The sequence below is a fragment of the Nitrosococcus watsonii C-113 genome (assembly GCF_000143085.1).
GTDB classification, from domain to species: Bacteria; Pseudomonadota; Gammaproteobacteria; order Nitrosococcales; family Nitrosococcaceae; genus Nitrosococcus; species Nitrosococcus watsonii.
The window spans coordinates 1,055,805-1,068,817 of the sequence record NC_014315.1 but is presented as its reverse complement, the minus strand read 5'-3'; the positions used below and the strand labels follow the sequence as shown (position 1 = coordinate 1,068,817).

The following is a 13,013-nucleotide window of genomic DNA, read 5'->3' as shown; positions in this document are numbered from 1 at the left end:
ATGGAAGGAAATTTTTATTTTAACTTTATAGATTTTCTACCCCTTTCTTGAAATAGAGGATGGGGGAGAACTTATTAGGCTCTATTTTCTGAGACCGTTTTAGATTGCTTAAAAACTTTAGGATAATAGAAAATATTATTCTAGCAAGGGCATGAAAATCAACAGTGAACTAAAAACAGAGTACGATTTTGCCCAATATGGAAGATGATTAAAGGAACCACACTATTAATTTCCTATCTATTCTATATCCACCAAGCCTCTCTAAAAAAACCTTGGCAACAGGCATCCGCCTTTTTGCGACGTGCAGCTTCGATTAGAACTTAATTGGTCTTGAGTTTCAATACTACGGATACGTGTCGGTTGGATATTTTCTACAAGCAGCTACCTTTGACATTGAAACTAACTTACCCGTCACCCGGTCAAGCAAGCTAAAAAACTGGCCCGGAATTACTGCATAAGAATGACCAGCAACTGGGTGCCCCCTTGTGCTAGTCTTCTATCTAATTACCTCACCAACTACCGTTGAAGCGCCGCTCGATCGAAAGAGGGAAGGGGATTACTATTAATAGGTATCGTGGCAAGTGCAGGGTAATTGGCTCGAAAGAGCGCAATATCCTTTTCAGATCTATCATCAACAGTAATATCCCAGGTTCCGGTGGAGATTCCTGCTACCGATTGTTCAATTAATGGGATAATACTGCCAGCGCGGAACTCCCCCTCCTGCCGCGGCCAAAGTTCCGCTGTAACGCGGCCAATATAAGTTACGGAGTGTGGCGCCACCTCAAGGTCAAGTAAAAGCGGCACCATGAAGGTAGTGCCATAGAATGGAAATGCGTTTGCCTGGCCACTAACTTCAGCAAGTTTATATAAACCTGGCTCAAGCGCTATACGTGCCATGTAGATAGTATGGCCATTTTCTTCAACCGCATCCGTATTCTTAGCCAGCTTAAAATTCTGTCGATCCTGGTTGCTTTGAGCGTTTGGCTTCTCGAGTTTCACGACGATTGGGATAGGCACATGACGACTATTATCAGAGCGAAATATATCTATTGTCATCAGCACAATAGATTTAGCTGCCGTGTCTACTGTTCGGGTCCCTTTATCTACAGCCATTGAATTTACAGTCGCACACCCGTTCAAAGCAACGCTGATAAATAAAAAAACTATTACTCTTTCCATAGGTAAATCTCTCAATAAATTAGGATGACGATGACTCTATGCTTAAATTTAGAAATCAATAAGAAAGGCGGGTATTTAACAACTTCCTAAAATGAATTACCATCCGCATTGGTACGCTTCAATCGATGAACCGTTTAAACACTGCCTCTACAGCAACCAAACCAATGAAAGCAAGGACAAAGTTCAATAAGCGTTGCCATCCGAGAGGCTTGGCATACACACGATAGCCTGGGGATTTATCGTAACTTGCTGGCTGTCCTCTACCAATTCTGACTGCTTGGCGTGCCATTGTGGCAAGATTGATGAAAGGAATACCTAAAGCAAGACCACTCACCCATACTGAGAAATTACGGCCAAGATACTGGCTAAAGCTTAGAGGTGATCCATCGAGCAGTTCCACTTTCAATCCAAGCAATGCCTTACCTGGTGTATTGCCAATAAACCGATACACAGAGGCATCCAATATTAACGCCATGAGAAGAAAGAACATCCCGAACAGTATCCCGCTGAATGGATTATAAATCCACGCAAAGGGACCATTAAGCCACTCAACAAAGCCCCCAGGATGTTCCCCTGATATAGTGTCTAGGATAGCTAAGGCAAAACCCAGACCAAAACTGAGTAGGAATAATAAGAACAGAGTCTCCCAAAATAGATCGAAAGTACGGGCGAAGAATCGCAGCCAGCGAGAAGCCACAGGATAAGTAATTGAGCTACTTACCCTGGATGGCAGGGGGGGTAGTAGCGATGATTTCAGTTCATGTAGTTCTTCAACTTCATCGAGAGAAAGCCATGATTCCATACCTTTCTTCCAGAGCATTGTTTTTGGCCCAATCGTCCCAGCCTGAATAAGTCGCATGAGATCAGCTCTTTCAATGGGACCAGATTTTTTACCTCCTTCAGCATACCACCAAACAGTCATATTCTCTCCTTTTCGCAGCCAGCGCTACAATAAATGAAATTCTGCAATTATAAATATCTAAAATAGATAATTACATACGTACCACTACGCAATTTCCCTAAGCGACTACACAGCAAATATGACGTATGGAATCTAAGACATTTATCTACGAACGGGAGTGAAGGGTATGCCTGTAAATTATCCACAGGCAAGCGTGTAATCTAGAAGAAAGTTAATAGAAGGATAAAAGCTGAGAAAAGTATTTACTTTTTTACTTATAATCATGAGGCACAACCTAAAGCTAGCGAATGGGCGAATTGACTGGAAATATATTTTATTTCGAAATAGATTGATTCTTAGATTTTTTTGGTAAGGCTATGAAGTAGCCTCACGTTCGGTCAGCGCCGCACCATGCCCTATGGTCGAGGCGTCCTTGATGAGAGGGACCGGTAGAGAAAAAAGTAAAAGCATAAAAATGCAACAGATTTTAACTTTTTTTCTACCTCCCCTAACATCCTTTCTTGCCCTGCTCCCGTAACACCTTAATCTGAAATAAAGCGTTCCGTTCCTCTTCCTCTAAGGCCGACTGAATATAGCGAACAGCGGCTTGATAGCGAGGAATTACATTGTACTTGAGGGCATTAACCCGCTTCTGAGTCTTGCGCTGTTCAGCCACCATGCGGCGTAGGAAAGTTTCTGCTTCACCCAGCCGGGCTAGCACCATCGCCAGTTCCACTAGCTTGGACCGGGTCTCATCCAGACTCGCATCGGTCCAGAGCAAACTGATGGGTTGCAGGGGCTGGCGTTCCACGGTGACCGCGGGGTATTCCACTCCCAAGCTGGAACGGGGGAGAATCTTCACGGAAAGGCCAGGATGTATGCCTTGGGCAGCTTGGCGTAACTGGCGGCTACTCATTCGCATGTGGGTAATGGACAGCCAGTAATAAGAATCGTCCAGGGCGGCATGGGCTTCACGCCGTAATTGGCGGTAATGGGTCAAATGCTCGTAAACCAACCGCGTCAGCAATTCCCGCTTGCGCTCCAATAGGTCATGCCCTTCCTGTAAAAAGGCGACCTGGCGTTTAAGATTAAGCAAGGCGTTTTTGGTAGGCGGTTGCCGCACCATTAGCGTTCTCCAGAAGTTCCCGCCCTGGAAGGGCCTATCTCCGTCCTTTCCTCCTCTGATTCACCTTCCCACCGATGATATTTTGCCAGATCCGCTTCCGTTACCCGAGTAAGGGCAAACCGCGGGAGCAAGGAAAGTAAATCCCACGCCAAATCCAAAGTCTCAATAATAGAGCGATCTTCCTCCTCCCCTTGCTTGACAAACCGCTGTTCAAATTGGCCGGCAAAATCAAGGAATTGCCGGTCCGACGGGGAAAGCTCCTCCGCACCGATAATAGAGGCTAAATTTCTCACTTCCAGCGCCTTGGCATAAGCGGCATAAAGCTGGCTCGCAACCCGGGGATGGTCTTCCCGGGTAGAATTCTTACCAATCCCATCTTTCATTAAACGGGACAAGGAAGGGGGAATATCGACCGGAGGATAGATGCCCTGATGGTGGAGTTCCCTGGAGAGCACGATTTGCCCTTCCGTAATATAACCCGTCAAATCGGGAATGGGGTGGGTAATGTCATCCGAAGGCATGGAAACTACCGGTACCATGGTGATTGAACCGCGTCGGTCTTTAATCCGCCCAGCACGCTCATAAATCTCGGCTAGATCGGAATAGAGATACCCTGGATAACCCTTACGGGAAGGCACATCGCCCTTGGCCGTAGCCACCTCCCGCAAGGCTTCCGCGTAATGGGTCATATCGGTCATCACCACTAATACGTGCAAGTCCTGTTCAAAGGCCAGATATTCGGCGCAAGTCAGCGCGGCGCGCGGCAAAAGCAAACGTTTGATGGGAGGATCATCCGCCAGGTTCAGATACATCACCACATCGCCCAGTACGCCACTGCTCTCGAATTCTTCCTGAAAAAAACGGGCATCACCATAGGTTACCCCCATGGCGGCAAAAACCACCACAAAGCGGGTCTCTTCACCCAGCAGTTTAGCCTGACGCACGATCTGAGCCGCCAAACGGTTATGGGGAAGTCCCGAGCCCGAGAAGATAGGCAATTTTTGGCCCCGTACCAGGGAATTGAGACCGTCAATCGCGGCAATTCCCGTCTGGATAAATTCTTGCGGATAAGCGCGAGCGACAGGATTAACAGGGGCGCCGTTCACATTGCGCTTGAGGGAGGCTATAAGAGGAGGGCGATCATCCAACGGGCCTCCTACACCATCGAAAATACGTCCCAAGACCTCAGACGATAAAGGGATCTCAAAAGGTTCTTCCAGAAACCGGACCCAAGTGCGCTCTAAATCCAGATCGTCGGTGCCCTCAAAGACCTGCACCAAAACCACCTCGCCGGAAGTAAAGATCACCTGCCCATTGCGCCGCTGCCCCCGATGGTCCTTGATCACGACCCGCTCCCCAAAGGCGCCCCCAGAAATGTCTCGCATAAATAATAATCCCCCCCGGGCCGCGGAGGCGGTACGGTACTCTTTTGCTTTCATCCTGACGGCTTTCCCGTCCCGGCGTATTCCTCGCTAAGCTGGCTGAAGACTTCCTTTATCTCCTTGGCAAAATCCCGCAAGCTTTCCACCCGGGTGTTTTCATAATCGCTCTTACAGCGCTTGGCACGGGTGAGAATGGGAAGGCCCAAAAGTTCTTGCACCGGCACGCCCTGCTCTAATAACTCAACGCCTCGATGGTAAACTTGAAGCATGAGATCCAAAAGCACAAACTGTTTCTCGGGGGTACAAAAACTATCTACCGGATCTAGGGCGCTTTGTTGCAATAGTCCTTCCTTAATCAGCATCGCCCCTTCTAGAGCCCAACGCTGAGTCCCCGACAAAGCTTCAGGGCCGACCAGGTTCACAATCCGGGACAATTCTTCCGCCTGGGTCAATAAAGTCATGGCCTCGGCACGCCCTGCCTGCCAATGTTTATCAATCTGTTCAGCCCACCAGCGGGCGGCTACGGCAATATCATCGGAAAAACTTTCTCGCCAAGAGACGGCCGGATAATGGCGCGCATCCGCCAGCTCTTTCGAGAGGGCCCAAAAGGTGCGCACGATTTCCTTGGTGTGACTGGTCACGGGTTCGGAAAAATCACCCCCCGGTGGAGAGACCGCGCCAATGAGAGTCACCGAACCCACGTTTCCTCCCAGGGTTTGAACCCGTCCAGCACGCTCATAGAAGGCAGCTAACCGGGAAGCTAAATAAGCTGGATAACCTTCCTCCACGGGCATCTGCCCGAGACGCCCCGCCACTTCCCGCAGGGCTTCGGCCCAGCGGCTGGTGGAATCGGCCACAATCACCACGTCGTAGCCCTGGTCCCGATAATACTCCCCCAGGGTTACACCGACATATAGGGATGCCTCCCGGGCAACCACCGGCATATTGGAGGTATTGGCAACCAGCAAGGTCCGCTCCATCAAGGAGCGGCCGGTATGGGGGTCAGTTAGCTCTGGAAAAGAATCCAGGACTTCAACCAACTCGTTGCCCCGCTCACCGCAACCCACATAAATGACGATATCGGCATTAGACCAGCGGGCAATTTGTTGCTGAACCATGGTTTTACCGGCGCCAAAAGGTCCAGGCACGGCCGCCTTGCCGCCTTTAAGCAAGGGGAAAAAAGTATCCAGTATCCGCTGACCGGTCATCAATGGCGCCACCCCATGTTCCCGCTGCTGGTAGGGACGAGGGTTACGTACTGGCCAGCGATGGGAAAGCGTTAACGCCTGGGAGCGATGATCACCCGTATCCAGGCGGGCAATGACATCGCTCAATCGATACTCCCCTGCGGGGGCCAGCTCCAACAGTTCACCCGACAATTCAGGAGGAACCAGAATACGATGCTCAATAGTAGGGGTCTCCGGCACGGCGCCTAAACAAACGCCGCCGGTAACCGTCATACCGGCAGCTAATTGGGGATTGGGTTGAAAGCGCCAAACCCGCGCTTGCTCCAAACCCTGGATCTGGATGCCACGGGAAATCCGATCCCCGCTGACTTCCAGGAGACGGCCGAGGGGGCGTTGTATCCCATCAAAAACCTGCCCCAAAAGGCCCGGTCCCAATTCCACCGAGAGGGGATGACCGAGCGCTTCGACTTCCTCCCCAGGGCGCACCGACTCGGTCCCCTCGTAAACTTGAATCAGGGCCTCTTGGCCTTCCCGGCCGATGACTTCACCTACCAAACCAAGAGTTCCAATTCGCACCTGCTCCCCATTGGGTACCTGGGGCAGGCGCGCCCTAACCAGCGGACCATTGACTTCAAGCAGTTTTCCCATGGAGTCCTCTATCCATGGAGACCGCTTGGAGGGACAAAAAGGCGCTCCATAATGCTTTGATGAAGTTCCTCCGCTAATCGCTCCAGGCGTCCTTCAAAAGTATTATCCACGCGGATGCGGCCATCTTTGCTCACCACCCGCACCCCACCACTGCAAGTGAGCGGTTCGGAAGATAAAACTACGCGCTTGTCCGGTACCGTCTCTGCCGCAAAGGTTTTCCAGGTTTCTTGCAAGCGCCCCAGGTCTTGCTGATTGATCTCGGCAATCAGCTCTTCCCGCTCGATAGCGGCAGCCCCCGCAGCCAGTAATCGCTGCAGTACAGGTAAATAACGGGACTTATCGGTGGCCAACACCTTACACTGGTGGCTAAGATCCTGAACTACCGCCTGTACCCATTCCCAGCGGAGACGATCCAGTTTTCCCTGGAGCTTAAGCTCGCTTGCCTGCACCTGCCGCCGATAGACCCGCTCGGCCATCGCCTTGGCCGCCAGTATTTCCCGCTCTTCCCGAAAACGCAGACGTTCATTAGCCTCTTCAATAATGCGGTCACGGCTATGCTGCGCCCGGGATAAATATTCTTCGGCTAGGCGCTTGGCGCGGGCCAGGAGAGCGGCTTCCAAAGTTTCCACACTGGCCTCGGCAGTCATGATTTTTCCTCTAAGGCGCTCTGGCCCAATACTTTCGCGACGAGATCCTCCACCACTGGATGATAATCCCCTGGCGCATGCAAGGGCGGCACTTCTGTGATCAGAATACGGGAACTCTCGGCCCGCACACGCCTCAGCCACGCCGATGGGCAATGGGAAAGTTCCGGCTCTAATAAAACCAACGCTTTTTCTTTCCCTTTCTCCAATGCTTCCAACAGCCTATCCAGATCTTCCTCGGTCCCATTAGGCCAGGTCTCAAAACCAATCAAAGCAAAGCCTTCCGTAAGGGCCGGACTTCCCATCACAATCAGACGGGTACCGGAGACTCCTCCTCCCGATGTTGCTAACCGGAACTCGGCGCTAAGATCTAGAATGTGCTCGGCCATAAATTAATTACGCTCAGGAATAGCCTGCCGGCGAAACCTTCCTAAATCTTACCTAGCATTAAAATGGTGACCACCACACCATAAATTGCTATCCCTTCCGCCAGTCCCAAATAAATGAGCGTGCGCCCGAACAACTCTGGTTTTTCGGAGATAGCCGCCAGGGCGGAGGACCCCACTGCCCCCACGGCCAAACCCGCGGCCACCGTCGCTACCGCCGTCGGTAGGCCGATGGCCAAAAGCGCCAACCCCATGCCCAGGGAAACCTCCGGAGGCGCGGCTCCCCCCCCCGTTGCTATCTCCTCGGCCATGGCATCCTGTACAACTAAAAACAATAGGCCGACTTGGGCAACCGCAAAAACAAGTACATTCATCCCTACCACGCTGCTCCACCAACGAGGCGCAGCAAAATCTGGATGGCGTGGACGTATTTCATAAAACACTCCCCAACCTACCAAGCCCACCAAACTTAAACCCATCAAAATAATCAACCCATACATGACGACTGATCCCCTGTTAGCAACGAAACACGTCTCAATCTCAATTTTTTTTCATAGTAGCATTGATTAGAAATTATTTTAGAGGCCCTAATATCAATGGCTCAAAGGCCCGGCCATCACCACTGAAGAAACGGGAAAACCCCTCGTAATATTCCAGCCGTAATACCTGAATGGCCACAATGGCCCCTTCCAAAATTAAAATAAAAAGATTACCTACTACTACCGTGACCCAATGGCCAACCGCCTCCATTGTCCCAGCCAGGGCAAATACAGCCAGCGCCAGCGCCACATGATTCAAGCTAAAAGCGGCGACCCGAAGAAAAGAAAGGGTATTGGCAAAGTAACCCATGATTATTTCAAAACTCTCAATAAGCACGACCACCCCCCGTCCAAAGCCAGGAACCTGAGCCTGATGCCAGTGATACCCCACCAGGACCAGAAATGGCAAGATCGCGGCCGCTGCCTCCATCGCCCCGAATACGTCCTCTTCCATCCAGCGAAACGCACCATATACGGCACCTAAATATACCAGGCTCCCCGCCAGTCCCCGCCCGCCTAATAGGGCCTCAGCATAACGCCCCTCCGCCAGGCGGTTGCGAATCCCGATAGCCGTCGCTAGCAGAATAAATCCCACTCCCCACAAAAGGGCGACCATAAGCATCCGTTGGGGATTGGACAAGGGCGATATCCATAAGGGGGAAAGGATCTCTTCATAACCAAAAACGCTGCCATATAGAAAGCCAAAGCAGCAAGAGGAAACCCCCAGGGAGAGTACGAAAGGCGTATAGTGCCCCAACCGGCGGCGGCACCCCCAGCCAACCGCCAGGATAACCACGCCATGACCCACATCGCCGAACATCATGCCGAACATGGCGATGAAGGTCAGGGCAAATAGCCAGGAAGGATCTAATTCACCGTAACGGGGCACACCATAATTATGGGCTAAATCGGTAAAAGGCTGGAGCCAGTGAGGAACGCGTATGAGGGAAGGCGTCATCAGCCGCTCATCTGAGGTCGGCTCTCGTGTTGTTAGCACAAAACGCTGTGCTAGCCGCCTTTGCAAAATCTTCCGCAAAAAACTTATTTTTTCCGTTGGCGCCCAGCCTTGCACCATCGCCAGCCCGCCCTGGCTCCGCAGAGAGGCGCTTAGAAAAGCATAGGGAGCGGCTAGAATCAGCCTCTGGGCTCCCTTATGCAACGCCTGTGCATGCTTTTTATGAAGCAACTCCCGCTCCTGAGCCAACGCCAGACGCTCCTCTTGGAAACGCTGGCGCTGAGCCGCGAGCTGCTGGCGAACTTGCTGGGGATGATGCTGAAATTCGGCGGGCAGTTGAAGTGGACGGTAGGCGGCCGCCCGAAGCACGCTTTGCACTTGCCGTTCATGTCCCTTCACCCCAGCAAGCACAACCAAGGCCGCAGAATCAGACTCGGCAAACGGTTTAAGAATATAGCCCGCCATGCCTACCGCCTCCTGGAGTTTACCGAAATTACTTTGCGGGACCGCTCCAAGCCGAACATCTAGAAACCGCAATTCCCCCTGTAATAATCCTAAATTCACGTCCAACCGGGCATAGGTATCCAGGGACGTGTCTAATTGGCTAATGGCCAGTATCTTCTCATCCAGTTCCCGTCCTTTTTCTTGCAACTGAGAACAACGCCGCCAGAGCCTCCCCAACCACTTATTAAACGCCGCCAACTCGGACTCGCTGATGGCCCGCACCTTTTCTGGCGGGATGGCAGCCTGGACCCCCAGGTATTCGCTCACCTTTTGCAAACGCATCTGGGCATCATGAAATAACGCCTGGTAGCTGGTGGCGGGACATTCTGGCAAACTTTCCTCCCCAGCCGGAAGGGGCTCTGGACTAAACACCCCGCTTTCCGCCAAGCCAAGGGCAGCCTCCGGAGCCTCTTCCGTGACCATATGAAGGATAACTCGCCGCATTGATAAGGATGCCAACATCCGTTATAAACCTCTTGGACCGCTAGGCCCCTCCAGGGAGGGCTAAAAAGACTCATCCTCCCTGAAACCAGCACTTTCCAGTCCCATGGCCTGGTGAATAAGATGGGGGGCGAGCTGCAAAGTGCGGCCCTTGATGATCCCATGGATGCGTAATAATTCTTTTTCACGAAGAAGTAGATAAGCGAAGGCCCGTCCCAAATTAAAAGTAGTGCGTTTCAGGATAAATTGCGCGACTTCGAGTACATGGCTTCCCAGTCTGTCTTCCACCTCGGAAGTGGAAACCGCCCCTGCTACCAAAAGGGCTAAAGGAGTGGGTAGATTGTGTAAAGTTTCCTCGAAGTTTTCCCCACGGGCGAGGGCCAGCAAGTGCTGGCTACGCAAATGATACCCACCGGGGCATAAAAGAAAATAGGTTAGCGGTGGCCCAAGACGGTAAGCAAACCGGTAGCGTAACAACCAAACCAGGTTAGTTTGGTCAATGAGATAGCCGATCAATATTCGCAGATAATGGCGGTCCAGTGCTTCTTGGATAGCGTTTACCCGCCACGCCAATCCGCTATAGTATTCTCTATCCATTGTGGCTTCGATAAGAAACAATTCTCGGCCCTCTCCTCCGACATGAGGCACATCATAAGGCTCTCCTCCATAGACCGAACGGGCCTGGCGGGCAACACCAGCATAGGGGGTTCCCTCTAAACAATGGAGCATCTCCTGAGCATCCTCGGCCTCCATCAACGCGTTCAAGGGCAAGGCCGTTATTCCATTAATCTTAATAAGATCGGCTTGGATGGCCTCCTTTGGACGTCCAGTCAACTTACCCCGGAGCACAATTTTCAGGTTACCTATCTCAAAACGGCGTAGCCAATAGCTCGCAAGCTCCCGGGCTTCGGCCCTGAGAGGACGAATGAGTCGTTGGGCTTCCATCCACAAAGTATCCACTAGGGTCTGTTCCAAAGAGCGATCCTCCATTGTTTGCAGGGAAACCGCCATTAATCCGGCAGCGCGCAACAAAACCGAAGCATCCGAGGCCGATGGGTCCACCAGATCCCGGAGCTGTTCTGCCGACAGGAGACGCCCGGAGAGAGCCGAAACCAAGGTATTCAAATAAGCATAACGGGTAACGGTGGTTATAGAAGGGCTCTTGGTGATCGTTAAAAAAGAACGGTGCATATTTATTATGAATAGGCAACCGGATCGAGAAGACGGGCAAGCGCTGCTTCGCTGGCTTCCTCCTGGCGTTTCCTGGCCAATGCTTTAATCTCTCCTTCCCGCTCCTCATAGCGCCGGCTTAACTCATTTGTGGTTTGCTCTGCCCGCCTTTCAGCCCTGCTCACAAAAGATTGCTGAATCTCCGGAATGCGGGAGATAAAACGCTCCTCTGCCTGGCGGGCCTCGGCCAGGGCCTGCTGGATTATTTTATCCCGCTCCTGACTGGCTTGATCTACTAACGCCTGAGCACGCAGCTCCGCTTCCAGCAGACGCTTTAAGGTTTCTTTCGCCTCGTTCATGAAAAATCATTCTCCCCCCAACGCCAACCGAACAGCCTAAATCATTTTGATGATTGTTTTTCTTCCAAATATTCTTTTAAGGCCACTGCGTTATTATGTTCGCTATCCTTAGCACTAAAAACCAAGGTAACTTGCGGCTGGTTTTTGACTATGTCGATCAATGGCTCCACTACTTCCGGGTTCTTTTCCAGCTCCTGGAAATAGCGTTTTCTGAATTCTGGCCATTTGTCCGGATCATGCCCAAACCATTTCCGCAGCTCATTACTAGGCCCAATCTCTTTAAGCCACTCATCAATAGCAGCGTCTTCTTTTTTAATTCCCCGGGGCCAGAGACGGTCCACTAAAACACGACAGCCATCATCTTTATCCGGTTCCTCATAGGCTCTCTTCAGGGCAATTTTACTCACGGAATTCCACTCCTACATAAATTGCTTTTAATTAGCAAGCTCGGGGGCAACGCTAATCATCCGACGGATCTCATCGCTCCGAAAGCCCAAGGCCATGGGCCGATGCACGCCAGGAAGCACAGCGACATCATAGAGTTCCTCAATCACCCCACTGATGCGCAGAGTATGCACCGCATCGCCACGATTGATATCAATCACCTGCAACCCGCAACGGGGCTCGGCGTGGCGAGCCTGGAGGCGCTCCTCAAGGGGAAGGCCAGAAAAACTCTGGTTGTGCCGTGGTTGTGACAACCCCACCACGGCAAAGTCACCGATAAAGCCCAAGCCCCGGGCATAGCCAGGGCAGAAGGCTACCGGCTCGAAGCGGCCCCGCGCCAGGTCAACATAACCGAACTCGCCCCGACCTGAGTCCAGCAACCACAATTTATCCCGGTAGAGACGCGGTGAGTGGGGCATGGACAGTCCTTCAAGCACCACTTCACCGCTCGTAACCTCTATAAGCACACCGCCCTCGACACGGTGATCCCGCCAGCCGTCGGCTACATCGCTTTGGCTCACCGCAGTAACGAAACGCGGCTGGCCCCCGTCCATGGCCAGGCCGTTTAGATGACAGCGGTCCTCGGCGGCGAGCTTGGAGATGAACAGCGGTCGCCACAAGGGCGCAAAGCTATAGCGCTCGCTCACCGTAGCCAAACAACTAAACAGGGCACTGACGAACACCGGTCGGCCCGCGCCATCGGGGGCAATGTCATGGATATCCAGATCCCCGGTCGTATAGGCCAACCGAGGAACAAACAACCGGTCAAAGCCCTGGTAATTCTGCCCCGGCTCGAGGGTATTCTCGAACCGCCAGAGTTGGTAGAGGCTGCTCATCCAGAGTGTGCTGGGGGTAGCATGCAGACCCATGCAGCGGGCAAAGGTGCGGTTGAACACCGACAGTCTCCCATCCGGGTTAACCCCCAGCAGAAACAACTTTCCCGCCTGGTAAGTGGTCAACGCCAGGCTCACCCGCTGTTCAGCGAGCCAGGCGGTGAATTGGCGCGAGACCAGAAATTCGAAGATGGGCGCGGTCATCCCCCGTCCCCTAGGTCAGACTACTTAGTACCCGCCGAGGAGAATCAGGGCGGCGCGCAACGGAAGAAGAAATAAGGTTAGCTTGGTTGTTCATGGGAAGCTCCTATTGTG

General features: G+C 52.2%; 13 protein-coding genes. All 13 read right to left on the bottom strand.

Annotated features, from left to right (window positions below):
• Nucleotides 1-516: 516 nt before the first annotated feature.
• The 13 genes from NWAT_RS04975 to NWAT_RS04915 all read right to left on the bottom strand — a co-directional run bounded on the left by NWAT_RS04975 (nucleotide 517) and on the right by NWAT_RS04915 (nucleotide 12,902).
• A complete protein-coding gene (locus NWAT_RS04975; protein ID WP_013220053.1) occupies nucleotides 517-1,179 on the bottom strand; it encodes a hypothetical protein in 663 nt (220 codons plus the stop codon).
• Between the two features lie 118 nt (nucleotides 1,180-1,297).
• Complete coding sequence (locus NWAT_RS04970; RefSeq protein ID WP_013220052.1) at nucleotides 1,298-2,101, bottom strand: RDD family protein; 804 nt, start codon at nucleotides 2,099-2,101, stop codon at nucleotides 1,298-1,300.
• A 487-nt stretch (nucleotides 2,102-2,588) separates the two neighbouring features.
• Entirely contained in the window at nucleotides 2,589-3,206 is a 618-nt protein-coding gene (locus NWAT_RS04965) for a V-type ATP synthase subunit D (protein ID WP_013220051.1), read from the bottom strand.
• Nucleotides 3,206-4,645: a V-type ATP synthase subunit B gene (locus tag NWAT_RS04960; RefSeq protein ID WP_013220050.1), complete on the bottom strand. Its 1,440-nt coding sequence runs from the start codon at nucleotides 4,643-4,645 to the stop codon at nucleotides 3,206-3,208. The genes NWAT_RS04965 and NWAT_RS04960 overlap by 1 nt, the downstream gene beginning before the upstream one ends.
• Entirely contained in the window at nucleotides 4,642-6,423 is a 1,782-nt protein-coding gene (locus tag NWAT_RS04955) for a V-type ATP synthase subunit A (protein ID WP_013220049.1), read from the bottom strand. The genes NWAT_RS04960 and NWAT_RS04955 overlap by 4 nt, the downstream gene beginning before the upstream one ends.
• An 8-nt stretch (nucleotides 6,424-6,431) precedes the next feature.
• Nucleotides 6,432-7,070, bottom strand: coding sequence for a V-type ATP synthase subunit E (locus NWAT_RS04950; protein WP_013220048.1), 639 nt, complete (start codon nucleotides 7,068-7,070; stop codon nucleotides 6,432-6,434).
• The gene (locus tag NWAT_RS04945; RefSeq protein ID WP_013220047.1) at nucleotides 7,067-7,456 is read right to left on the bottom strand and encodes a V-type ATP synthase subunit F; all 390 of its coding nucleotides are present in this window, start codon (nucleotides 7,454-7,456) and stop codon (nucleotides 7,067-7,069) included. Before NWAT_RS04945 ends, NWAT_RS04950 begins: the two co-directional genes overlap by 4 nt.
• Nucleotides 7,457-7,497: 41 nt before the next feature.
• Nucleotides 7,498-7,953, bottom strand: a complete 456-nt coding sequence (locus tag NWAT_RS04940) for an ATP synthase subunit C (RefSeq protein WP_013220046.1) — start codon at nucleotides 7,951-7,953, stop codon at nucleotides 7,498-7,500.
• Between the two features lie 73 nt (nucleotides 7,954-8,026).
• On the bottom strand, nucleotides 8,027-9,913 hold the full coding sequence (locus tag NWAT_RS04935; RefSeq protein WP_013220045.1) for a V-type ATP synthase subunit I: 1,887 nt from the start codon (nucleotides 9,911-9,913) through the stop codon (nucleotides 8,027-8,029).
• 42 nt (nucleotides 9,914-9,955) lie between these two features.
• The gene (locus tag NWAT_RS04930; RefSeq protein ID WP_013220044.1) at nucleotides 9,956-11,083 is read right to left on the bottom strand and encodes a V-type ATPase subunit; all 1,128 of its coding nucleotides are present in this window, start codon (nucleotides 11,081-11,083) and stop codon (nucleotides 9,956-9,958) included.
• Nucleotides 11,084-11,088: 5 nt separating this feature from the next.
• A complete protein-coding gene (locus tag NWAT_RS04925; protein WP_013220043.1) occupies nucleotides 11,089-11,421 on the bottom strand; it encodes a hypothetical protein in 333 nt (110 codons plus the stop codon).
• A 41-nt stretch (nucleotides 11,422-11,462) separates the two neighbouring features.
• Nucleotides 11,463-11,828, bottom strand: coding sequence for a DUF488 domain-containing protein (locus NWAT_RS04920; protein WP_013220042.1), 366 nt, complete (start codon nucleotides 11,826-11,828; stop codon nucleotides 11,463-11,465).
• A gap of 27 nt (nucleotides 11,829-11,855) precedes the next feature.
• Entirely contained in the window at nucleotides 11,856-12,902 is a 1,047-nt protein-coding gene (locus NWAT_RS04915) for a TIGR03032 family protein (RefSeq protein ID WP_013220041.1), read from the bottom strand.
• Between the last annotated feature and the right edge of the window lie 111 nt (nucleotides 12,903-13,013).

What these genes read in the sequence shown, in the direction of transcription:
- NWAT_RS04935 (WP_013220045.1), bottom strand. Translation starts at nt 9,913, where the DNA reads ATGTTGGCATCCTTATCAATGCGGCGAGTTATCCTTCATATGGTCACG.
- NWAT_RS04915 (WP_013220041.1), bottom strand. Translation starts at nt 12,902, where the DNA reads ATGACCGCGCCCATCTTCGAATTTCTGGTCTCGCGCCAATTCACCGCC.
- NWAT_RS04975 (WP_013220053.1), bottom strand. Translation starts at nt 1,179, where the DNA reads ATGGAAAGAGTAATAGTTTTTTTATTTATCAGCGTTGCTTTGAACGGG.
- NWAT_RS04970 (WP_013220052.1), bottom strand. Translation starts at nt 2,101, where the DNA reads ATGACTGTTTGGTGGTATGCTGAAGGAGGTAAAAAATCTGGTCCCATT.
- NWAT_RS04960 (WP_013220050.1), bottom strand. Translation starts at nt 4,645, where the DNA reads ATGAAAGCAAAAGAGTACCGTACCGCCTCCGCGGCCCGGGGGGGATTA.
- NWAT_RS04955 (WP_013220049.1), bottom strand. Translation starts at nt 6,423, where the DNA reads ATGGGAAAACTGCTTGAAGTCAATGGTCCGCTGGTTAGGGCGCGCCTG.
- NWAT_RS04945 (WP_013220047.1), bottom strand. Translation starts at nt 7,456, where the DNA reads ATGGCCGAGCACATTCTAGATCTTAGCGCCGAGTTCCGGTTAGCAACA.
- NWAT_RS04950 (WP_013220048.1), bottom strand. Translation starts at nt 7,070, where the DNA reads ATGACTGCCGAGGCCAGTGTGGAAACTTTGGAAGCCGCTCTCCTGGCC.
- NWAT_RS04965 (WP_013220051.1), bottom strand. Translation starts at nt 3,206, where the DNA reads ATGGTGCGGCAACCGCCTACCAAAAACGCCTTGCTTAATCTTAAACGC.
- NWAT_RS04940 (WP_013220046.1), bottom strand. Translation starts at nt 7,953, where the DNA reads ATGTATGGGTTGATTATTTTGATGGGTTTAAGTTTGGTGGGCTTGGTA.
- NWAT_RS04925 (WP_013220043.1), bottom strand. Translation starts at nt 11,421, where the DNA reads ATGAACGAGGCGAAAGAAACCTTAAAGCGTCTGCTGGAAGCGGAGCTG.
- NWAT_RS04930 (WP_013220044.1), bottom strand. Translation starts at nt 11,083, where the DNA reads ATGCACCGTTCTTTTTTAACGATCACCAAGAGCCCTTCTATAACCACC.